The sequence below is a fragment of the Actinosynnema sp. CS-041913 genome, assembly GCF_050942485.1.
GTDB lineage: Bacteria > Actinomycetota > Actinomycetes > Mycobacteriales > Pseudonocardiaceae > Actinosynnema.
Window position 1 is genome coordinate 4,741,631 of record NZ_CP192037.1, and the last position, 21,116, is coordinate 4,762,746.

Annotated in this window: 17 protein-coding genes; 1 reads left to right on the forward strand and 16 read right to left on the reverse strand. The window is 73.0% G+C overall.

Features of this window, described 5'->3' with window-relative positions:
• Nucleotides 1-135 precede the first annotated feature (135 nt).
• Together ACQPZF_RS22005 and mdlC are read right to left on the reverse strand one after the other, a co-directional pair.
• On the reverse strand, nucleotides 136-1,350 hold the full coding sequence (locus ACQPZF_RS22005) for an MFS transporter (RefSeq protein ID WP_433259886.1): 1,215 nt from the start codon (nucleotides 1,348-1,350) through the stop codon (nucleotides 136-138).
• 29 nt (nucleotides 1,351-1,379) lie between these two features.
• Complete coding sequence (mdlC, locus tag ACQPZF_RS22010; RefSeq protein WP_433259887.1) at nucleotides 1,380-2,954, reverse strand: benzoylformate decarboxylase; 1,575 nt, start codon at nucleotides 2,952-2,954, stop codon at nucleotides 1,380-1,382.
• A 104-nt stretch (nucleotides 2,955-3,058) separates the two neighbouring features.
• Between mdlC and ACQPZF_RS22015 the strand changes: the two genes are divergently transcribed.
• A complete protein-coding gene (locus tag ACQPZF_RS22015; RefSeq protein ID WP_433259888.1) occupies nucleotides 3,059-3,961 on the forward strand; it encodes a LysR family transcriptional regulator in 903 nt (300 codons plus the stop codon).
• Between the two features lie 301 nt (nucleotides 3,962-4,262).
• Here the strand turns inward: ACQPZF_RS22015 and ACQPZF_RS22020 are convergent, their stop codons facing one another.
• The 14 genes from ACQPZF_RS22020 to ACQPZF_RS22085 all read right to left on the reverse strand — a co-directional run bounded on the left by ACQPZF_RS22020 (nucleotide 4,263) and on the right by ACQPZF_RS22085 (nucleotide 21,033).
• Nucleotides 4,263-4,595 carry a helix-turn-helix domain-containing protein gene (locus ACQPZF_RS22020; RefSeq protein ID WP_433259889.1) on the reverse strand — a complete coding sequence of 111 codons (333 nt, stop codon included), beginning with the start codon at nucleotides 4,593-4,595 and terminating at the stop codon, nucleotides 4,263-4,265.
• Nucleotides 4,592-5,029, reverse strand: a complete 438-nt coding sequence (locus tag ACQPZF_RS22025) for a hypothetical protein (RefSeq protein WP_433259890.1) — start codon at nucleotides 5,027-5,029, stop codon at nucleotides 4,592-4,594. Before ACQPZF_RS22025 ends, ACQPZF_RS22020 begins: the two co-directional genes overlap by 4 nt.
• Before the next feature lie 64 nt (nucleotides 5,030-5,093).
• Nucleotides 5,094-5,960 (reverse strand): helix-turn-helix domain-containing protein, encoded by an 867-nt coding sequence (locus ACQPZF_RS22030; RefSeq protein WP_433259891.1) that lies wholly within the window; start codon nucleotides 5,958-5,960, stop codon nucleotides 5,094-5,096.
• Nucleotides 5,961-5,975: 15 nt separating this feature from the next.
• The gene (locus ACQPZF_RS22035) at nucleotides 5,976-6,863 is read right to left on the reverse strand and encodes a transporter substrate-binding domain-containing protein (protein ID WP_433259892.1); all 888 of its coding nucleotides are present in this window, start codon (nucleotides 6,861-6,863) and stop codon (nucleotides 5,976-5,978) included.
• Nucleotides 6,856-7,647, reverse strand: a complete 792-nt coding sequence (locus ACQPZF_RS22040) for an amino acid ABC transporter ATP-binding protein (protein WP_433259893.1) — start codon at nucleotides 7,645-7,647, stop codon at nucleotides 6,856-6,858. The genes ACQPZF_RS22035 and ACQPZF_RS22040 overlap by 8 nt, the downstream gene beginning before the upstream one ends.
• Nucleotides 7,647-8,447, reverse strand: coding sequence for an amino acid ABC transporter permease (locus ACQPZF_RS22045; RefSeq protein ID WP_433259894.1), 801 nt, complete (start codon nucleotides 8,445-8,447; stop codon nucleotides 7,647-7,649). The genes ACQPZF_RS22040 and ACQPZF_RS22045 overlap by 1 nt, the downstream gene beginning before the upstream one ends.
• A gap of 91 nt (nucleotides 8,448-8,538) precedes the next feature.
• A complete protein-coding gene (locus ACQPZF_RS22050) occupies nucleotides 8,539-9,729 on the reverse strand; it encodes an FAD-dependent monooxygenase (RefSeq protein ID WP_433259895.1) in 1,191 nt (396 codons plus the stop codon).
• A 202-nt stretch (nucleotides 9,730-9,931) separates the two neighbouring features.
• The gene (locus ACQPZF_RS22055) at nucleotides 9,932-10,234 is read right to left on the reverse strand and encodes a DUF1905 domain-containing protein (protein ID WP_433259896.1); all 303 of its coding nucleotides are present in this window, start codon (nucleotides 10,232-10,234) and stop codon (nucleotides 9,932-9,934) included.
• A gap of 152 nt (nucleotides 10,235-10,386) precedes the next feature.
• Entirely contained in the window at nucleotides 10,387-13,362 is a 2,976-nt protein-coding gene (locus tag ACQPZF_RS22060; RefSeq protein ID WP_433259897.1) for a BTAD domain-containing putative transcriptional regulator, read from the reverse strand.
• Nucleotides 13,363-13,464: 102 nt separating this feature from the next.
• On the reverse strand, nucleotides 13,465-15,447 hold the full coding sequence (locus ACQPZF_RS22065; protein ID WP_433259898.1) for a hypothetical protein: 1,983 nt from the start codon (nucleotides 15,445-15,447) through the stop codon (nucleotides 13,465-13,467).
• A 237-nt stretch (nucleotides 15,448-15,684) separates the two neighbouring features.
• Nucleotides 15,685-15,918 carry a hypothetical protein gene (locus ACQPZF_RS22070; RefSeq protein ID WP_433259899.1) on the reverse strand — a complete coding sequence of 78 codons (234 nt, stop codon included), beginning with the start codon at nucleotides 15,916-15,918 and terminating at the stop codon, nucleotides 15,685-15,687.
• A gap of 93 nt (nucleotides 15,919-16,011) precedes the next feature.
• Nucleotides 16,012-18,867, reverse strand: a complete 2,856-nt coding sequence (locus tag ACQPZF_RS22075; protein WP_433259900.1) for a BTAD domain-containing putative transcriptional regulator — start codon at nucleotides 18,865-18,867, stop codon at nucleotides 16,012-16,014.
• A gap of 30 nt (nucleotides 18,868-18,897) precedes the next feature.
• Complete coding sequence (locus ACQPZF_RS22080; RefSeq protein WP_433259901.1) at nucleotides 18,898-19,953, reverse strand: serine hydrolase domain-containing protein; 1,056 nt, start codon at nucleotides 19,951-19,953, stop codon at nucleotides 18,898-18,900.
• A gap of 105 nt (nucleotides 19,954-20,058) precedes the next feature.
• Complete coding sequence (locus tag ACQPZF_RS22085; RefSeq protein ID WP_433259902.1) at nucleotides 20,059-21,033, reverse strand: LysR family transcriptional regulator; 975 nt, start codon at nucleotides 21,031-21,033, stop codon at nucleotides 20,059-20,061.
• Nucleotides 21,034-21,116: the final 83 nt, after the last annotated feature.

The window sequence follows — 21,116 nt, forward strand, 5'->3', positions numbered from 1 at the left end:
GACAGCCACGAATTTCCGCGCCGCTGACCGCCGTTTCGCGGAGCTGTCGACGCGCCGCCGGCCGGCGTCCTGATCGGACACCGGCCGGCGGATGAATCCGGGATGGACTTCAGCGGAGGAGCCGCGCCCCGGAGATCACAACGGCGTGTGCGCCTTGGCCGCGTCAGGTTCCGGGGTGCGGGCGAGCAGCAGCACCGCACCGAGACCGAAGGCCGCCACCGCCGCGAAGAAGTAGAAGCCCCAGGGGTACGCCACCCCCGCGGTGACCAGGGCGCCGGTGACGAACGGGCCGAGGATCGACCCCAGCCGCCCCACCGCCGAGGTGAACCCGAGCGCCGTGCCGCGGGCTTGGGCCGGGAACGCCTGCGCCACGTACCCGTAGATCAGGACCTGCGCGGAGAACACGAACACACCGGTCAGCAGCACCATCAGGTTGAGCAGGAAGCTGCTGCTCACCCGCAGGCTCAACGCCGCCAGCAGCACGGCCGCCGCGCCGAACCAGAGGGTCGCGATGGGCTTGATCCCGTACCGGTCGGCGATCAGGCCGGCCGCCAGCAGGCCGATCACCGCGCCCACGTTGAGCACCAGCAGCAGGGTGATCGCCGTCGAGATCGGGTAGCCCGCCGTGCGCATGAGCTGCGGCAGCCAGGTGTTCAGGCCGTAGACGAGCAGCAGCCCCATGAACGAGCCCACCCAGACCGCGACGCTGATCCGGCGGAACCGGGGGCCGAGCAGGTCGCGCGCGGTCACGCGGTCCGCCGTGTCGCGGGCCTCCAGGAACGCCGAGGACTCGGGCAGCCGCCACCACATCAGCGGCACGACCGCCAGACCGGCGATGCCGCCGCCGTAGAACAGCACCTGCCAGTCCTCCTTGACGGCCAACGCGAGCACGGACATCAGGACCGCGCCGACGTGATAGCCGGTCATGGTGAACGTGCTCGCGCTGGCCCGGCGCCGGGCCGGCAGGTTCTCCGACATGACGGTCAGCGCGACCGGCATGCACGCGCCCAAGCCCAGGCCCGCGATGAAGCGGAGCAGGGCGAACACCTCCACGCTCGGGGACAGGGGGATCACCAGCGTGAAGACGGAGAACAGCAGGACCGAGCCGATGAGCAGCCGCCGGCGGCCGAAGCGGTCGGTCAGCGGGCTCAGGCCCGCCGCCCCGACCGCCACGCCGATCAGCGACACGGTGGCCACCAGGGTCGCGCCGGCCGGGGTGAAGCCGACGTGGCCGGTCTTCAGCAGGGTCGGGATGGTCGCGCCGAACGCGACCAGGTCGTAGCCCTCCAGCAGGACGGTCAGCCAGCAGAACACCGCCGTCCAGGTGGAGCGGGTGGGAGACGTCGCCATTGCCGTGCTCCTTCAGGGGTCGAGCGCGGTCACTCCGGGGTGGTCAGGTGGGTGTCGACCTGGATCAGCCGGGGGCCGTCGGCGGTGGTCTTGAGCTGCGCGCGCAGGTCGTCCACCTCGGTGACGGCGGTCGCGGGGACGCCGTAGCCCTCGGCGATGCGGGTGAAGTCCAGGCCGGGGATCTCCGTGCCCGGCACGTCCGGCGTGCCGAGCAGGCCGCCGAACCAGCGCAACGCGCCGTAGGTGCCGTTGCGCAGGATGACGAAGGTGACCGGCACCCGGTGCTGGGCGGCGGTCCACAGGGCGGTGATGCCGTAGTTCGCCGAGCCGTCGCCGACCACGGCGACCACCGGGCGGTCCGGCCGCCCCATGGCCATCCCGACCGCGGCGGGCAGGCCGAAGCCGAGGCCGCCGGAGGCCGGGAAGAAGTAGGACCCGCCGTGCCGCAGGTCCATCTGCCGCCACCAGGCGGAGTTGGTGGACGTGGACTCGACCACGTACGTGGTGTCGGCGGCCTGCGTGTCCCGCAGCGCGGCGAACACCTGCTCCGGGTGCAGCGCCTGCGGCGCCGTCGCCGGTTCGGGGGTGGGCACGAAGCCGGTCTCGCCGTCCCGCGACGCGATCCGCTCGATCAGCGCCTCCATGACGATGCCGGGATCGGCGACGAAGGCCTCGCCCATCGGCGCCCGGGTCGCCGCGCCGAGGTCGTCGGTGACCTGCACCAGCCGGCTGCCCTCCGGCAGGTACGCGCCCGGCACGTGCTGGTGGTAGCGGAACACCGGGGCGCCCAGCACCAGGATCAGGTCGTGCCCGGCGAGCGCGGAAGAGATCGGCGCGATCCCGGCCGGCAGCACGCCGCGGAACAGCTTGTGCCGGTTCGGGAACGGCAGCCGGTGCGGCGACGGCGCGACCCACGTGGGCAGCGCGAGGTGCTCGGCGAGCGCCACCGCGCGGTCGAACAGCCCCGCCGCGTCGACGTCGCCGCCCAGCACCAGCACCGGGTTGCGGGCGGTCGAGACCCGCTCGACCAGCTCCGTGAGCTGCTCCTCCACCGGCGCGAACCCCCGCCGCACCTCGCGGTCGAGCACCACTTCGACGTTCGCGTCGATCTCCTGGGCCCAGTCGTCGTAGGGCACGGACAGGTAGGTGGGCCGGCGGTGCAGCTCGGCCTCGAACACGGCCTGCGCCAGCGACCGGGGCACGTCCGCCGCGCAGCTCGGCTCACCGGACCAGCCCACCAGCGGGCGCATGAGCTGGGCGGCGTCGACGTTGGCCAGCATCGCCTCCAGCCCGATCGCGGACCGCACCTGCTGGCCGGCCGTCAGCACCAGCGGCGAACGCGAGTACACCGCGTTCGTCAGCGCGCCCATAGCGTTGCCCGAGCCGGCGGCGGCGTGCAGGTTGACCAGCACCGGACGGCCGGTCGCCTGCGCGTAGCCGTCGGCCATCCCGACCACGACGCCCTCGTGCAGGCCCAGCACGTAGCGGAACGAGGCGGGCAGCTCGGCGAGGAACGGCAGCTCGTTGGAGCCGGGGTTGCCGAAGATCGTGGTCAGACCACGGCGTTCGAGGAACTGGTGGGCGATCCGGCGGACGGTCGGCATGAGCGGGCTTCCTCCTGACAGAGCGGCGTGGCCCAGACCCTAGGAAGTCGACCCGAGTGTGTTCCAATAAATGTTCGGACGAAGTTATATCGATGGGATCGATAATGCGGGATTTCGACCTGAACCTGGTGCGCACGTTCGTGCTGCTCTACGAGACCCGCAGCGTCACCGCGACCGCCGAGGCGATGCACCTGGCCCAGCCCACGGTCAGCTACAGCCTGCAGAAACTGCGGCGGCGGTTCAGCGACGAGCTGTTCCGGCGGGCGAAGGGCGGCCTCGTGCCCACGGCGACCGCGCAGGCGCTGTACGAGCCGCTGCACAGCGCGTTGGCGGGCATCGAGGCGGCCGTGAGCGGGGCGTGGTCGTTCGACCCGGCGACCGCGCGGGCGACGTTCACGCTGTGCCTGTCCGACCTCGGCGAGGTGTCGCTGCTGCCACGGCTGATGGCCGCCCTGCCCACACACGCGCCGGGCGTCACGCTGACCGTCCGGCCGCTGGACGTGGTCAACGCGGCCGACCAGCTCGGGCGCGGCGAGATCGACGCGTTCATCGCCTCACCCGTGCTCAGCACACCGCGCGTGGCGCGGATAGCGCTGTTCGCCGAGGGCTACGTCGGCATGGTCGCCGCGGACCACCCCCGGCTGCGCGGACGCGTCGGGCTGGCGGACCTCGCCGTCGAACGGCACATCGCGGTGTTCGGCCCCACCGGGCACGACGGACCGCGGCGGGCGCTGGAGGCCAACGGGCTGCTGCACCGGGTCGTGCTGGAGACCACCCGGTTCACGTCCCTGCCGTACCTGGTCCAGAACGGCGAACTCGTCGCCATGGTGCCCCGCATGGTCGCCAAGACCTTCGCCGCCGACCACCGCGTCCGCCTGCTGGAACTGCCACTGGACATCGAGCCGGCGCAGGTCTCCATCTACGCGCGCCACGCACACGCCCGCGGTGCCGCCCAGGCGTGGCTGGTGGGCTTCATGGCGGAGGTGCTGGCCGGCCCGGTCGACTAGGGACGCGACATCGAAAGCCCGACGATCCCGCAATCCCGCGCTGCCCCACCCACGCTCTCCCCACCTCCACGCTGCTCCACCCGCGCCGACCGCCACCCGCGCCGTTCCCACCCCGCGCCGCGCGCCACCCACGCCGTTTCCCACCGACCCCGCGCGCCACCCGCCCCGGCCGCGACCCACGCCGGCCGCCACCCACGCTGTTCCCACCCAGACCGCGCGCCACCCACGCCGTTCCACCTACCCCAAGCGGCCCACACCGTTCCACCCGCGCGGACCTCGCCCCGCGCGGGGCGGGTGGGGCTCAGCCCACCCGCCCCGCGCGCCGGTACTCCCGGGGAGCGCAGCCGTAGGTCTGCCGGAACACGCGGCTGAAGTACGACGAGTCCGGCATGCCCCACCGCGCGCCCACCACGCCGACCCCGACGCCGTCGGCGATCAGATCGCGCCTGCACCGCTCCAGCCGGCGGTTCCGGATCCACCGGGCCACCGTCGTGCCCTCGCTCTCGAACAGCCGGTAGAGCTGGCGGGTCGACACGTGGTGGGCCGCCGCGACCCGCTCCGGGGTCAGTTCCGGGTCGGCGAGCCGGGCATCGATGAAGGCCTGGATGCGGTGCAGCAGGACCGGATCGGTCACGACTTGTATTCGGGGTGCAACGACAGCGCGATGAACTGGAACGGCCGGTCCACCCGCTGGTACCCGAGCGGGCAGTGCCGGACGCCCGCCGGGATGTACACCGAGGCGCTGGTCGAGATCTCGTAGACCTCGTCCTCGATGGTCAGCTCGGCCACCGCCCCGAGGTCGTCGATGTCCTCGGGGTTCGAGCCCATCCAGATGAGCACCTCGTCGTACTCGTGGGTGTGCTCCAGCACGTACGGGTTGGGGGTCGGCACCTCGTGGATCCAGCTATACGCGATGTGCACCTTGCTGCCCGGCACCTGCCAGCCGCTCATCAGCGCGTGCGCGCCGCTGGTGCCGCCCTCCACTTCCCCGTACGCCAGGACACCCTCGTTCGGCAGCTCCTCGCGGACCATCTTGCGGACGATGTACTGCTCGAATTTCTTTGCCATGTAAGGATCTCCTTCGGCGTGGACGTCCTCTCGAAGGTACGAACCGGCGAGCACCGGCGGACAGTCAACGCTCTCGGGCGATCTGGTACTTTTCGCGGACCTCCCGACGAAAGTCCCCGGGGCTCATCCCCGTCTCGCGCTTGAAGAACCGGCCGAAGTACGACGGGTCCTCGAACGACAGCCGGTGCGCGATCTGGGCGGCGCTCAGCTCCGTGCGGGCCAGCAGCCGCTTCGCCTCCAGCGCCAGGGCGGCGCGGATCACCGCTCCCGGCGTCCGCCCCGTCGCCGCGCGCACCAGGTCCGTCAGGTGGCCCGCCGTCACCCCGACCCGTTCGGCGTAGGCCGTCACGGACCGTTCGGCGAGCACGTGCTTGTCCACCAACCGGATGAACTGCCACGCGATGGACGACATCGGGGCCTCCGGGCGCACTTGGCGCAGCCGCTGCGTCCGCACCAACAGGATGTGCAGGTACGCCTGGAGCATCGTGGCGTAGCCGGACGCGCGCGCCCGGTACTCCCGCGCCATGTCGTCGAAGATGCCCTCGACCAGTCCTCTGTGGTCACCGGTCAGCCGTAACTCGGGGCTGCCACCGGTGAACGGCGGCGGGCCGCCAGGCTGGTCGAGCAGGAACTCCTCGGCGAACACCAGGACCCGGCCGCGCACCTGCTCGGTCTCCCGCCAGAAGTGCACCTGGCCGGGCGCGAGGAAGAACAGCGTGCCGGGCACGATCGGGTAGGGCTCGAAGTCCACCACGTGGACGCCCTCGCCGCCGGTCAGGTACAGGATCTCGTAGAAGTCGTGCCGGTGCGGGAACCGGGCGCGGGTGAACGACCCGATCTCGTCGAAGGTCCCGATGGCGAACGGCGACAAGCCGGACGGCACCGGGACCTCGATCTCGTGCAGCGGCAGCGGCTGGTCGGAACGCCCCATGCGCCGCGCCTTCCGTCAGCTCCCGCCCGTGGCCAGGTTCAGCCCCGGCTCCGGGAGGGCCTGGAGTCCATAGTGGCCGATGATACGGTCCAGCGTCCCGTCCGCCTTGAGCGCTTTCAGCGCGGCCAGCAGGGCGTCCGCCAGCGGCTTGTCGTCCTTGCGCAGGTACATGCCCACGTAGGTGGGCGCGAAGTCGGCGGAGACGATCACGATCGGCGCGTTCTGCTCCCTGATCGCGTACTTGGCCTGCTCGGTCACCGCGACCTGGAAGTCGGCCTGCCCGGACCGCAGCGCGAGGTCGGCGTCCTGCGCGGTCGGGTACTGGGTGGCCGCGGCGGCGGGCTTGCCCTTCCGCACGCAGTCCTGCGAGATCTCGTCCGCGTGCTGGACGTCGGTGGTGCCGCGAATGGTGGCGATCCGCTTGCCGCACGCGTCCTCGACCGACTTGTACCTGCCCTCGTTGGCCTTCGCGGTCACCAGCACGCTGGCGGACTGCATGTAGTCCACGAACAGGCCGACGCGCTGGCGTTCCTCGGTGTCGGACAGGCCGTCGTCGGCCATGTCGAACCGCCCCGCCGCCACGCCGGGCAGCAGGGCCTCCCAGGCGATGTTCTCGATCTCGTACCGCAGGCCGAGCTTGGCCGCGACCGCCCGCCCCACCTCGGGGGTGATGCCGCCGGTGATGTTGTTGTCCTCGTCGGTGAGCAGGTACGGCAGGTTCGGCAGCGTCGTGCCGACCTTGAGCACACCCGCGTCCTTGAGCCGTTGCGGCAGCATGTCGTGCAGCGCCTGGTCCTTGGCGGGCAGCGGGGCGCCCGACTGCGGTGGCGGCGGCGCGCCGGGATCGCCGCACGCGGTGAGCAGGCCCAGCGCGGCGACGGCGGCGACCAGTGGTCTACGCATGATCGTGTTCCTTCCGGGGGTGACGGCGGACGTGGGCGAGGAACGCCGCGGTCCGTTCGGATTTCGGCGTCCGCAGCACCTGCTCGGCGGGCCCGGACTCGACGACCACTCCGTCGTCCATGAACACCACGGTGTCGGCGACGTCGTGCGCGAACCCGATCTCGTGCGTGACCACGACCATGGTCATGCCCTGCGCGGCCAGGTCGCGCATCACGGTGAGCACCTCGCCCACCAGCTCCGGGTCCAGGGCGCTGGTCGGCTCGTCGAAGAGCATCACGGCCGGCTTCATCGCCATCGCCCGCGCGATCGCCACCCGCTGCTGCTGCCCGCCGGACAGCTTGGCGGGCGGCTTGTCGGCGTGCGCGGCCAACCCGACCCTGGCGAGCAGCTCGCGGGCCTCCGCCTCGGCCTCGCGCGGATCGCGCCCCAGCACCCGGATCGGACCGAGCGTCACGTTCCGCACCGCCGTGAGGTGGCTGAACAGGTTGAACTGCTGGAACACCATGCCCATCCGCCGCCGGGTCCGCGCGACGTCCCGCTCGCTGCTCTCGTACAGCTTGCCGTCGCGGTGCTCGTAGCCGACCAGGCTGTCGTCGACGAGGACGAACCCGGCGTCCACCGGTTCGAGGTGGTTCACGCACCGCAGCAGGGTGCTCTTGCCGCTGCCCGACGGCCCGATGACGCAGACCACCTCGCCCGGCGCCACGTCGAGGTCGACCCCGCGCAGGACCTCGTGGTCCCCGAACGACTTCCGGATGCCCCGGACGCGGAGCCCGCCGGCCATCACGCCACCGCCCAGCGTTCGAGGAACCGCTGCCCGACGCCCGCCACCGTGACCAGGACCAGGTACCAGCCGGTCGCCACCAGCAGCAGCGCGATCACCTGGTAGTTCTGCCCGTAGATCTGCTGCGCCCGGGTCATCAGGTCGCCGCCGCCGATCACCGACACCAGCGAGGTGCCCTTGAGGATCAGGATGAACTGGTTGCCCAGCGCGGGCAGGATCACCCGGATCGACTGCGGCAGCACGATCATCCGGGTCGCCGCCGCCCGCGTCATGCCGATGGTCAGCGCGGCGTCCACCTGGCCCCGCGGCACGGCGAGGAACCCGCCGCGGATGATCTCGGCGAGGTAGGCCGCCTCGTGCAGCCCGAGGCCGAGCAGCGCGGCGAGGAACGGCGTGACGACCTGGTTGGTCGGCGCGAAGCCCAGCGTGGGGAACAGCAGGGACAGGTTGAACCAGAACACGATCTGCACGACCAGCGGCACACCGCGGAAGAACCAGACGTAGCCCGACGCGGCGGCGGACAGCACCGGGTTGCGGGACTGCATCATCATCGCCAGCGCCGCGCCGAGCACCAGCCCGATGCCGAGGGTGGCGAACGTCAGCACCAGGGTGACGCCGACGCCCTCCACGACCGGCGTGGCGAAGAAGTACCGGCCGACCACCGTCCATTCGAGATTGGGGCTGACCACCACCGTGTGGCCGAGCCAGCCCACGACCGCGACCAGCACCGCGCCGACACCCCACCGGGACACGATCCCTCGGCGGCGCACCACTTCCAGCGTGTGGAGTGTGTCCAGCATCGTCCTCCTCCCCTCCACCGGGTACGAAGGACGGTAGGTCCGGAGGAGGGCGGAATCTTGACTCTCCCTGCCAGGCCCGGGAATCGCCCGGCTACCTCTCGAAACCCCCCGACCGGGCGGCTGGGCTGTCCAGGCCGGGCAGCGGGTAGTCGGGCAGGTCGATGTCCGTGGCGAACCAGTCGGTCACCTTCAGCAGCAGCCGGAACAGCAGCCGGGAGTTGAACATCGCGTTCCGCATCCTGATCCGGGTCCGGCTGCGCGGCGCGAGGAACGGCCCGGCGTTGGCCTTGCGGGCGATCGCCGCGTAGCCGCGCATCCGCTCCTCGTACCGCCGGAACGCCGTCCGGTGGTCGCCGTCCGCCGCCTGCAACTCGCCGGCCAGCACGTAAGCGCCGACCACCGCCAGACCCGTGCCGAAGCCGCCGAGGGTGTTGCCGTACCCGGCGTCGCCGAGCAGCACGACCCGGCCCTTGGCGTAGCCGTCCATCTCGACCCGGCTGATCGAGTCGAGGTGGATCGACGCCGCACCGGTCACCGCGTCCATCAGCTCGGGCAGCCGCCATCCGCCGCCCCGGAAGGCCGACCGCAGGATCTCCCCTTGCCGGGCCGTGTCGTCCCGGTCGTAGGCCAGTTCGTCGGACGCGAAGACGAAGAACGCCGGGGCCTTCGGCCCGCCGACCGCCGCCATCCGGCCGGGCTCGTTGTACATCACCGGGTCCTCCCCCAGCTCGCCCAGCTCGGCGATCGCGTAGTAGTGGCCGAGGAACCGCACGTGGTCCTCTTCCGGCCCGAACGCCAGCCGCCGCACCGCCGAGTGGATGCCGTCCGCGCCCACCACGAGGTCGAACGTGCGCGGCGCGGCGCGTTCGAAGGTGACGTGCACCCCGCCGGCGGTGTCGGTCAGCGAGGTGACGGAGTCGCCGAACACGTACCCGCACGCGTGCGCCGTCCGCTCGTGCAGCAGCATGGCAAGATCGCCCCGCCGGATCTCCAGGTCGCCGCCGGTGAACTCGCCGGGCAGCACCGCCAGCCGGCGGCCGTGCCCGTCCACGATGATCTGGTCGACGCCGCCGGTCCGGCGGGCGCGCACGTCGTCCAGCAGGCCCATGCGGTCGAGGACCCCGCGGTGGACCGGACCCTTGAAGTCGACGGCCTGCCCGCCGGGGCGGAGCGCGGACGCCTTCTCCACGACGGTGACCGTGCAGCCGAGGCGGTGCAGCCAGTGCGCGAGGGCGGGACCGGCGATGCCCGCGCCGGAGATGAGGACCGTGGTGTTCTTCATGCCGGGAGCATCGGACGGCGCGTGGGCAGTCCGCCGGCAATCCGCCGGCAGTGCCGCCGGGTGGCTGTCAGTGGCGCTGGGCGGCAGTCGGTGCCGCCGGGTGGCTGTCGGTGGCGCCGGGTGGCTGTCGGTGGCGCCGGGTGGCTGTCGGTGGCGCTGGGCGGCTGTCAGCCCGCTACCGCGCTCATCGTGCCGTCGGCCGTCACAAATCGAGGAGTTCCACGGTCACGGTCGCGGTGTCGCCCGCGTCGAGTCCTTCGGCCTTGCGGACGGCGCGTTTGACCGGGAGCACGTAGCTGCCGCGCGCGCTGTCCGGGAAGATCGACGTCGTCCACGTGCTGCCGCCCACCTCGACCCGCACCCGCAGCGAGCCGAACCCGCGGCGCGACCCGCCGGCCAACTCGCGGATCTCCTCGGACGCCTCCACGGGCAGGCTCACGAACGTCCAGCTATCCGTCCGCCGCGCATCCCAGATCCACAGCTCAGCCTCGAAAACGATGACCACGACCGGAGCATCGCACAGGGGACCGACAGTCCCGGGTCCAGCGACGCCGCCACCGCCGCCGCGAGGTCACACCCCGGCCACCGCGACGACAGCCCCGGCGGGCACCGCGTCACACACCCTGCCACCACGACGACACCCCGGCGGGCACGGGGTCACACCCCGGCCACCGCCACCGCCTCGTCCCGGCTCATCGCCGCACCGCGCGCGTAGGCCTCGGCGAAGACCTCCGCCCCGGTCAGCTCCCGCGCGCCGGCGGCCACCCGCGCCACGTCCGGATCGCCCGCCTTGGCCGTGCCGCGCAACGCGACCGCCACCCCGAGCAGCAACGCCGCCCGCTCACCCGAGCCGTCGGACAGCGCCGCACCGGCCCGGCCCTCCACCACCCCGGCCAGCTCCGCCGCCAGCACCGGGGTCCGCACCACCGCCAGCGCCTCGTCGTGCCGCCGCACCGCCTCGACGTGGTCCCCGGACAGCTCGGCCAGCCGCCCCAACGCGGTCAGCGCCCGCGCCGTCATCCACTCCGCGCCGCCTTCCTCCGCGTAGGCCTGACCGAGCAGGTCGCCGGCCGCCTTCAGATCGCCACGCAGCCGGGCGACCTCGCCGAGTCCCAGCACGGCCTCCGCCGCGGGCCGCGCGAACAACGCGGCGGCCCGGGTGAACTCGGCCTGCGCCGCGTCCAGGTCGCCCTGCCGGACCAGGCACCGCCCCCGGTGGCAACGCAGCTCGGCGCACTCCTCGGTGGCGCCGAGCTGCTCGTACAGCTCAAGCGCCGCGGCCCACCGCTTGTGCGCCGATGACCACTCGCCGCGCCACCCCGCGATCTGCGCCAGCCAGTCCAACGCCTGCGCGGTGCCCCACCGCTCGCCGAGTGCCCGGAACCCGTCCAACGCCTCCCGCATCCCCCGCTCGCCGTCGGCCACCCTGCCGCCCAGCACCGCGAGCAGCGCGGCGCTGAACCGGCTGAGCGCGGCGTTCCACGGGTCGTCGCCCAGCAGCTTCCCGGCGTCGGCCGCCGGGTCGTCGGGCGGTCCCGCCACCATGCCCCACAGCGCGAGCCCGAACGGGTAGCGCATCTCCCGCGACTCCACGAGCCGCCGCGCGCGGTCCCAGTGCTCGGCGGCCGGCCGCGGCGAGGCGTGCACGACGCAGCTCACGTACTCCTCCTCCAGCCCCGGCGGCAGGTCGCCCGCCAGCAGCGCCGCGGCGACCTCCCCGACGTCGCCCCGGCGCCCGCTCAGCCACCAGTACGCCGCGAGCGCCGCCACCAGCCGCATGGCGGTCTCGCGGTCCGCCCACCGCAGCGCCGCCATCAGGTTGTCGTGCTCGGCGGACAGCCGGGCCAGCCACGTCAACTGATCGGCGCCGCGGAGACGCGGGTCGGCGCGCTGGGCGAGCGCCAGGTAGTGGGCCGCGTGCCTGCGCCGCAGCTCCTCCTCCTCGCCGGCCTCCGCCAGCCGTTGCGCGCAGAACAACCGGATCGTGTGGAACATCCGGTAGCGGCCGTCGACCAGCGTCACCAGCGACCGGTCCACGAGGTCGGCGAGCACTTCGCCCTCGTCGCCGCAGACCTCTTCCACGGCCGCCAGCGACGCCCCTCCGGCGAACACGGAGAACCGCCGCGCCAGCACCCGCTCCCGTTCGTCGAGCAGGTCCCAGCTCCAGGCGACGACCGCGTGCAGCGTGCGGTGCCGCTCGGCCGCCGTGCGGTCGCCCCGCGACAGCAGCCGGAACCGGCCGTGCCCGACCAGGCGTCCGGCGATCTCGGCGACGGTGAACTGCCGCAGCCGGGCGGCGGCCAGCTCGATGGCCAGCGGCAACCCGTCGAGCGCGGAGCAGACCGCCACCACCGCGTCCGCCGTGTCGTGGTCGACCCTGAACCCGGGCCGCACCGCCGCCGCGCGGTCGGCGAACAGCCGCACCGCGGGCGAATCCGGCGTCGCCGCCGCGAGAGGTTCCAGCGGCAGCAGCGTCTCACCGGTGAGGCCGAGCGGCTCACGGCTCGTCGCGAGGACGCGCAGACGGGGGCACCGGGCGAGCAGCGTGCGGACCAACGCGGCGACGGCGGCCACGACGTGCTCGCAGTTGTCCAGCACCAGCAGCAGGTCGTGGTCCAGCGCGGCGACCAGCCGTTCCACCGGATCGGTGGGACCGGGCCGGAACCCCGACGCACGCAGGCCCAACGCCGCGAGCACCGCCAACGGCACCGCATCGGCCGCGTCCACCGCGGACAGGTCCACGAAGCAGGCGTCCCGGCCCGCGAACTCGACCGCCAGCCGCGTCTTGCCGGTGCCGCCGGGCCCGGACACGGTGATCAGGCGGGCCCGCTCGGCGGCCAGCCGCGCCACCTCGTCGTCCCGCCCGACGAAGCTCGTGAACTGGGCGGGCGGGACGCGCCGCACCACCGGCGCCGGCTCCTCGGCGCGCAACACCGCGAGGTGGGCGGCGGCGAGACCGGGCGTCGGGTCGGCCCCCAACTCGTCCGCGAGGAACCGCCGGGCGTCCTCGAACTCGGCCAGCGCCTCGGCGGTGCGCCCGTCGGCGTGGAGGGCACGCACCAACTGCTCCCGGAACCGCTCGCGCAGCGGGTGCCGTTCCACCAGCGACCGCAACCGGGCCACCGGACTGCCGTCGGACGAGGCGATCTCGGCCTCGACCAGGTCTTCGGTAGCCGCCAGCCGCACCTCCTCCAGCCGGGCGACCCGGGCGTCACCGTGCGGCAGGTCGGCCAACGCCGGCCCGCGCCACAGCCCCAGCGCCTCCCGCAACACCGCCGCCGCGTCCGCCACCCGTCCGGCCGCGAGCAACCGCCGACCGTCCAGCGCCAGCCGCTCGAACACGTGGGAGTCCACGTCGTCGGGCTCCACCGCGATCCGGTACCCGCCGCCGGAGAACTCGACCAGCCCGCCCAAGGCCCGCCGCAACCGCGAGACCTGGGACTGGACGGCATTGGCGGCCTCGGCGGGCGGGTCGTCGCCGTACTGGCCGGCGATCAACCGGTCGAGACCGACCACCCGGCCGGGGGTCAGCAGCAGCATCACCAGCACCGCACGCGGCCTGGGCCCGCCGACGTGGACGACCTCGCCGTCCGCCGACCGCACCTCCACCGGGCCGAGCACGCTGAACCTCACACCGGAGATTCTCGTCATCTCCCCGCACCGGCCGTGACGGGGGCGCATTGATCACCCGTTCGAACCGGAATCGCCCCTTGCGCCCCTCGGCCCGACTGCCGTTCAGCGCGCGGCCACACCCGTCTCCCGGAACCCCGCCGACAGCCGTCGGGCCAACACGGTCAGGCCGTGGTCGAGTCGTCGGAAGTACGTGGCCCGGCTCAGGTGCAGTCGGTTCGCCACCCCGAGGTGGTCGGCCCGACGACGCAGGTAGTAGGCCCGCAGGATCTGCCCCGCCTGCGCGGTGGGGGTGTCCTCCGCGGCCACGAGGTCGGCCACCGCCTCGGTCAACACGGTGTGCAGCGCCTCCACCGTCGACGTCGCGGCCGAAGCCAGCAGCGGACTGCGCGCCAGCCGAGCGCTGTCGTGCAGGTTCTCCAGGGCCCGCCGCACCTCCACCACCCACCAGCGCAGCTCCGGCTGCCCGGAACCGCCCAGCCCGGTGGCCGCGATCCGGTCCAGCCACGACGCCACGCTGTCCTTCGTCGGGAAACCGAGCTGGTGGATCTCCGACCGCCGGCCGCAGTCGTACGGGTCGTGCCGCGCGTCGCCGAGGTGGCCGAACCCGAGCCGCCGGACCAGTTGCTGGTAGTCCGGCGACGGCGTGGCCACCACCATCCGGCCCTGGCCGATGCCCTGGGCCAGGATGTGCCGCAACAGCGCCGCGTGCGCGCCGGGGTCGTCGCAGACCGCCATGCCGATGAACGACCCGCCGGACCGCCCGTCCACCAGCGACCGGGTGTGCTGCTGGGTGATCGGCTCGATGACCCCGACCGCGTGGTCCGTGATCAAAGGGGTGTAGGTCATCCCCAACGGTCGGTCGTCCGGCCCGCACACCACGTGGAAGCCGTCCGCGGTGTGCGCCAGCCAGCCGTCGAGCAGTCGGTCGCACTTGGCGGTGTTGTGGCCGCCGCGCCTGGCCCACTGGTGGACCAGTGCGCCGATGGCGTCGTGGTCGGCCGGCCGGGCCTGTCGCACGACGGGGGTCTGCGGCGCGGGCGGGAACAGCATGCGCTGGATGACCGGGTCGTCCGTCAGGTACAGCGAGTGCTCGGTGAGGGCGAGGCGGCGGCGTTCGTCGGTGGTGGACGAGAGCAGCTTCAGGTTCCGGGCCGCAGCCTTGGTGATCGCCGTGCGGTGGGCGACGGGCCGTCGCCAGCGCCGCCGGAGGTCGAGCAGGGTCCGGAACGGCTCGATCACGGCCGGGCCGCACTCGGTCGTGGTGATCAGGCTGAGGTCGGTGAGCGCGGCGAACCAGTCCGGTCCGGGCGGCGTCTCCACCAGTTCGGCCAGCAGTTCCTCGTCGCCCCGGCCCACGACGGCGAGCGCCTCCACGAGGTCGAGGTCCGGCCGCTCGGCGTCGAGGCGGTGCAGGACCTCGCGCAGCGCCCGGTCCGCGACCGCGCCCGGCACGTCCGGCGGGGTGGGCGCGAGCAGCGCGCGGCTCAGGCACCGCGCCACCAGCGGCAGCCCGCCCGCCAGCCGTTCCACCAGGTCGACACCGGCGGTGACGCCGAGCGCCACGGCCAGTTCGCGGATCTCCGCGTCCGTCCACCGCGGCACGGCAACCACGGACGCCTCGCCGCACACCGGACGGCGGCTCGTCACGACGACGTGCGCCGCCGATCCTGCCCGGTCGAGTTCGCCCCGAAGGATCCCCCAACGACCGGGCAGGTCGACTCCGTCGACGAAGAGGACCGGCCGCGCGGTGTCGAGCACGCGGCTGAGGGCGGCCCGGAAGTCACCCCGCCCCGGCTCGATGACCGGCTCCCCGTCGGCGAGCGCGGTGAGGACGGTGGTCTTGCCGGCCCCGAGCGGGCCGACGAGGTCGATCACCAGCGCGTGCTCCGCGGCGGCGAGCAGCGCCGCCACCTCGTCCCGCACGGCCGCCTGCCCGGCGTTGGGCAGCATCACGGCCTGCCCGGCATCGGGCCGCACGGTCCTCCGCCCGGCGTCAGGCGGCGTGACTGCCTGCCCGGCGTCAGGCGGCGTGACTGCCTGCCCGGCGTCAGGCGGCGTGACTGCCTGCCCGGCATCGGGCAGCATCACGGCCTCCCGGCGTCGGACCGCACGGTCCGCTGCCCGGCGTCGGGCGGCACGGTCGCGGAGGACACCGTCCCCGTTCTTCCCATGGCGTGATCCCTAGCCCGAGTCCCGGATTCCTGACCGACTTGTAGCCGGTGGAAGCCGATCGGGTGACGGAATCCCGCCAAGACTCACTCCATCGGGGTAGTGCTCGTCACGCCGGGAGAGCGAGGGGTCTCCCGGCGTGACCACCTCCGCCTAGTCGCAGACGTAGATGTGCACCACTCGCCCGTCGGAGAACTGGAACCACCCGGCGTACCGGCACCCGGCCGCCAGCGCCCCGACGGTGCCGCCGCCCTGCGTGTCCGACACGACGACGACCTTGCTGCCCGACTCGGCCACCGGGGCGGCCGACGCGGGCGCCGCCGCGAACAGCAGCGCGCCCATGGCCGCCGCGCCCGCGATCACCCCGTTGCGGATCCTCCGGAACATTCAAACCCCTCTTTCCTGCGGTCACCGCGTCTGTTGACGTTTGACACCGCCGACGGTATGACCGCGACCGCCCTCCGGAGTCTCACGACAGTCTCAAAGCCGCGGTGGGACCTCGGCACCGTCGTCGCCGGTCAGCTCCTCCAGCCGCTGCCGCACCTGGTCGGCTTCCTCGGCCCGCTGCTGCTCGCGGTACAGGGACTCGGCTTCCCGCCACGCCGTGCGCGCCTGGTCGGGACGTCCCACCGCCAGCAGCGACTCGGCGAGTCGGTCCAGCGTGTTGACCGCCTGGTAGGTGTTGTCCAGCTCGCGGTAGAGGGCGACGGCGGCCTCGTAGTGGCGGACCGCGTCCTCGTGGTTGCCGGTCTGGTGGTCGATGAAGCCGAGGCTGTCCAACGTGTCCGCCTCGCCGTCGCGGTCCTCGTGGCGGCGCTGCAGCTCCAACGCCGCCCGGCAGTGCTCGCGGGCGAAGTCGTGGCGGCCCAGCCTGGCCGCGCACCAGCCGACGGCGTTGAGCGCGTCCGCCTCCCACGCCGGGTTGCCCAGCGTGCGGTGGATCTCCAGGGCGCGGGTCGCGTGCTCCAGCGCGCGTTCGTCATCGCCCGACTGCACCCACGACCACGTCAGCGCGTGGTGCGTGTGGGCCTGGTCGGCGCGGGCCGACGTCTCCTCCGCCAGGGCCAGCGCCTGGTAGAGGTGGCGCATCGCCTCGTCCGCCTGGTCCACGTCCGCGCACGCCCGGCCGAGCATGCGGTGCGCCAGGATCCGCGCGGCCGGGTCCGCCAGCCGCTCGGCCGACGCCAGGCCGTGCCGCCAGAGCGCCAACTGGTCGTGCCGGTTCCCCTGCCGGAAGTGGTAGGTGTTCATCGCCCACGCCAACTGCCACACCGCGCGGTGCAGGCCGTGGGCGAGGGCCGCTTCCACGGTCGCGAGCAGGCACGCGTGCTCGGCGTCGAACCACGCCAGCGCCGCCGCGTCGTCGGCGAGCGGGTGCGGCCGGCTGCCTGGTTCCGGCGGGTCCAGCTCGATTGGCGTCACATACGGGTGCAGCAGCAGGTTCCCGGCGTGGGCGGTGCGCAGGAAGAAGTCGACCAGCCGGCGGAGCGCGCCGTCCGCATCCAACGACGCGGCGCGTTCGGCACCCAGCCCGGCGTCCACGTCCAGCCCGGCGGCGCGCTCGGCCTCCAGCGCGCCGTCCCCATCCGGAGAGGCGGCGCGTTCGGCGGCGAACTGGCGGATCAGGTCGTGCATCCGGTAGCGGCCGGACGCCTCCTGCGTCACCAGCGACGCCTGCTCCAGCTCGCGCAGCAGCGTGCGGGTCCGGGCCGGTGGCAGGCCGGCGAGGCTCGCGGCGGCGGGCAGGCTGATGTCCGGACCCGGTGCGGTGCCCATCAGGGCGAACAGCCGGGCCTGGTCGTCGGTGAGCGCGCGGTGCGACCACGAGAACACGGCGGGCAGGCTCGACTCCGGTTCGCCGTCGTCCAGCGCGCCCAGCCCGAACTCGCGCAGGTCCGCGGCCAGCGCCGCGAGCGGCAGCCCGCCCGACGCCTGCCCGGCGACGATGCTCAGCGCCAGCGGGAACCCGCCGCAGAGCGTGATCAGCTCCGCGACGGCGGTCGGCTCGGCGTCGACCCGGGCCGCCCCGAGGCGGTCGGCCAGCAGGGCGCGGGCCTCGTCGTCGGTCAGCATGTCCAGCGGCAGGTGGTGCGCCGAGTGGCCGGTGATCAGGCCGGTCAGCCGGTTGCGACTGGTCACCAGCACCGTGCAGGCGGACGTGCCGGGCAGCAGGTCGGCGACCTGCGCGGTGTCGGCGGCGTTGTCCAGCACGATCAGCATCCGCTTGCCCGCCACCAGGCTGCGGAACATCGCGGCCTGCGCGTGCGTGTCGACGGGCAGCTTGCCGGCGTCGGCGCCGAGCGCGTCGAGGAACCCGCGCAACGCCGAAGCGGACGTGATCGGCGTGCCGTCCGGGCTGAACCCGCGCAAGTCCACGAAGAGCTGACCGTCCGGGAACCGCCCGGCGTGGCGGTGCGCCCAGTGCAACGCGAGCCACGTCTTCCCGATCCCACCCGCACCCGCGATGGCGGAGATGACCACCGTGCCACCCGAGCGCTCCAGCGCGGCGTCCAACCGGTCCAGTTCGTCGTGCCGCCCGACGAACGGCGCGGGCGCGGCGGGCAACTGCCTGGGCACCACCCCGAGCCGCGCCTTGGCGGGTGCGGCCAACGCCGGATCACCGTTGAGGATGCGGCTGTGCAGGTCCCGCAGCCCCGCACCGGGATCGGTGCCCAACTCGGCGACCAGCTTGGCGCGCAGCCGGCGGTAGTGCTCCAACGCGTCGGCCGCCCGCCCGGCCCGATAGAGCGCCACCATGTGCTGAGCGGCCACCCGTTCGTCCAACGGGTGCTCGGCTACCCGCGCCGACAACGCGGCGACCAGCCCTTCCTCCTGCCCCAGCCGCAACAACACGTCGGTCAGGTCGCACTCGGCAACCAGTCGCTCCTGCCGCAACCGGTCACGTTCGCCGGCGGCCCACTCACCGTCCAACCCACCCAACGGCTCACCACGCCACAACCCCAACGCCTCGGTGAGCAACGCCGCCGCCCGCTCGTCACCCCCGGCGGCACGGGCCTGCACGCACAACCGCCGGAACAGGTGCAGGTCGACCGCGTCCTCATCGGCGACCAACACGTACCCACCGGCCCGCAGGACGAGGCGAACCCCCTCACCGACCTGCCGCAACCGCGACACGTAACTGGACAACGTCGCCCGCACCCGCAACGGAGGATCGACACCCCACACCCGCGAGGCAAGCCGCTCGACCGACACCGTCCGGTTGAGGTCGACCGCCAACGCCGCCAACACGCACCGCTGCTTGGCCGGCCCCAACGAGACGCGCTGCCCGTGCACCCGCGCCGCCACCTCGCCCAACAAGGCGATCCGAACCGCCATCACCACTCCCGCTGCCGACTGCGTCCGGTCCTACGAAATCCGGATCCGACGATCGACCTCACGGATCACCGCCAACCCACCACGCTGGGCGTTGGACAACACCACCACGTCGAGATCCTCGGCGGGATAGTGTCGGGCGACCCCGCTGACCCCGGCGTTCCCGCCGTCCTTGTAGTAGTTCCGCACCGCTCCGTCCGGGCCGAGCGTGAACTCCAGCCCGAACCCGTACCACACCTCATCGCCATCCTCCCGGTGGTGCAACACCTGGGGCGTGAGGAACTGCGCGGTGCGTTCCGCGGACAGCAACTCCCCACCCCGCAACGCCCGCAGGAAGCGGACTAGGTCGGAGGCGGTCACGTGCGCTCCCCCATCGGGCGAGCCGATCGGCGGATAGCTGAAGATGTTCTGCCGCCACCCGGTGATCCGCCCGGCATCGTCCTCCACCGGATCCCACCCCTCGGCGACGTCCCGCACGGCATCCCGACGGTCGAAGAAGTCCGATGTGGACATCCGGGCGCGGGCGAACACGGCCTCCTTGATGTGGTCGCGGTAAGGGACACCGGTGATCGACTCGATCACCAGCCCGACCAGGATGTAGCCGACGTTGCAGTACCGGCAGCCCTGTCCGGGCGCGAAGTTCGGCGGCTTGTGCACGAAGTTCGGCAGGTGGTCCCGCGTCCGCACGACCGAGTAGACCGGCTTGTCCACCCACAGGTCCTCGTAGTTCTCCCCGGCCTCCTCGTCGGCGTCGTCGCCGATGCCCGACGTGTGGGTGAGCAGGTGCCGCACGGTCACGTCGGGCGAGATCGCCGTGTCCGCCAGGTCGACGAACCCGCCGATCGACGCGTCGAGGTCCAGCCGCCCCTCGTCCACCAGCCGCAGTGCCGCCACGGCCGTGAACAGCTTGGTGATCGAGGCCGTGTCGAACCGGGTGTCGAGCGTGTTCGGCACCGGCCAACGCCTGCTCGCCCAGCCGTACGCGCCGGAGAACAACGTCCGGTCCCCGCTGCGGACCAGCACCACCCCGGAGAACTGATCGGCGGCGGCCCGCGCGCTCAGCCAGGAGTCCAACTCCGTGAAAGCCATACGACGACCGTAGCGCCGCCTACCCGGAGTGACCGGCCATCGACACACGGTGGCTTGACGGGCGTGGCCTCCGACGCGGGCCGGGCCGTGCCCGTGCCGCCCCGGTCAGACTGCGGGCAGGAGTTCGCGGCCCCGTTCGCACCACCAGGCGTCGAAGGCGGGGCTACAGCCCTGGCGGTTCGCGTAGCTGTCAAGGATGTGCGAGTAGATCTCGTCGATGTGGGCCGCCACCACGGTGTCCGGGCGGTAGAACAGGCGCAGCTCCTGCCACATCGGCGTGCCCTCGATGGCCCGCACGACGATGCTGTCCGCCCGGTTCCGGCTGGTGGCCAGCGCGGGCCCCACGGCCAGCTTCGCCAGCACCAGTTCCAGCAGGGTCGACAGGCACTGGGTGCTGTGCGGCTGGCGCAGCGCCACGCCGTGCTCCTGGCACACCTGGTTGAGGTAGGTCCACCAGCGGGACGTGCCCGGCGGCTCGTCCACCCAGGCGTGCTCGAAGATGTCCTCCACCGGCACCGGACCGGGCCGGACGATCGGGTGGTCGTGCGCCATCACGACGAACACCGGCTCGGCGGGGTGGACCAGGATGCTCGCGACGCCGGGCGGGACGGACATCCCCGGCAGCGGCGGCCGGTAGACCAGGGCGAGGTCCAGCTCGCCGATCGCCACCTTGTCGACGCTGATCCGCTCGTCCATGTCCTCCTGGAGGTTCACGTCCGCGCACCACGGCTGGTCGCGCAGCCACCGGCTCACCGCCACGTGCAGGAACCCGCAGTACCCGCCGATCCGCAACGGGTCCGACGGCCCGCCCCGGCGCGACCACTCGCCCACCCGCTCGGCGATCGCGGACATGCTGCTGAGCACGACCCGCGCCTCGCCCAGCACCTCCGTGCCCAGCGGGGTCGGCAGGCAGCCGTACTCGGCCCGGAAGAACAGCGCGCCGCCGACGCTGTGCTCGATCCGCTTGAGCAGCCCGGACAAGGCGGGCTGGGACATGCCGAGCCGGCGCGCGGCGCGGGTGAGGCTGCCGGTGTCGTCGATCGCGGCCAGCGCGCGCAGGTGGCGTACTTCCAGCTCCACGGGACCTCCGCATCCCCCGCCGGGCGAGTCTCCCGCCCTCCGGTGGTCCCGCGACCGTACCGCCGCCCGGCGCACGCGGGAAA

What these genes read in the sequence shown, in the direction of transcription:
- ACQPZF_RS22025 (WP_433259890.1), bottom strand. Translation starts at nt 5,029, where the DNA reads ATGGCAAAGAAATTCGAGCAGTACATCGTCCGCAAGATGGTCCGCGAG.
- ACQPZF_RS22005 (WP_433259886.1), bottom strand. Translation starts at nt 1,350, where the DNA reads ATGGCGACGTCTCCCACCCGCTCCACCTGGACGGCGGTGTTCTGCTGG.
- ACQPZF_RS22065 (WP_433259898.1), bottom strand. Translation starts at nt 15,447, where the DNA reads ATGCTGCCCGATGCCGGGCAGGCAGTCACGCCGCCTGACGCCGGGCAG.
- ACQPZF_RS22075 (WP_433259900.1), bottom strand. Translation starts at nt 18,867, where the DNA reads ATGGCGGTTCGGATCGCCTTGTTGGGCGAGGTGGCGGCGCGGGTGCAC.
- ACQPZF_RS22040 (WP_433259893.1), bottom strand. Translation starts at nt 7,647, where the DNA reads ATGGCCGGCGGGCTCCGCGTCCGGGGCATCCGGAAGTCGTTCGGGGAC.
- ACQPZF_RS22050 (WP_433259895.1), bottom strand. Translation starts at nt 9,729, where the DNA reads ATGAAGAACACCACGGTCCTCATCTCCGGCGCGGGCATCGCCGGTCCC.
- mdlC (WP_433259887.1), bottom strand. Translation starts at nt 2,954, where the DNA reads ATGCCGACCGTCCGCCGGATCGCCCACCAGTTCCTCGAACGCCGTGGT.
- ACQPZF_RS22035 (WP_433259892.1), bottom strand. Translation starts at nt 6,863, where the DNA reads ATGCGTAGACCACTGGTCGCCGCCGTCGCCGCGCTGGGCCTGCTCACC.
- ACQPZF_RS22015 (WP_433259888.1), top strand. Translation starts at nt 3,059, where the DNA reads ATGCGGGATTTCGACCTGAACCTGGTGCGCACGTTCGTGCTGCTCTAC.
- ACQPZF_RS22080 (WP_433259901.1), bottom strand. Translation starts at nt 19,953, where the DNA reads ATGGCTTTCACGGAGTTGGACTCCTGGCTGAGCGCGCGGGCCGCCGCC.
- ACQPZF_RS22030 (WP_433259891.1), bottom strand. Translation starts at nt 5,960, where the DNA reads ATGGGGCGTTCCGACCAGCCGCTGCCGCTGCACGAGATCGAGGTCCCG.
- ACQPZF_RS22045 (WP_433259894.1), bottom strand. Translation starts at nt 8,447, where the DNA reads ATGCTGGACACACTCCACACGCTGGAAGTGGTGCGCCGCCGAGGGATC.
- ACQPZF_RS22070 (WP_433259899.1), bottom strand. Translation starts at nt 15,918, where the DNA reads ATGTTCCGGAGGATCCGCAACGGGGTGATCGCGGGCGCGGCGGCCATG.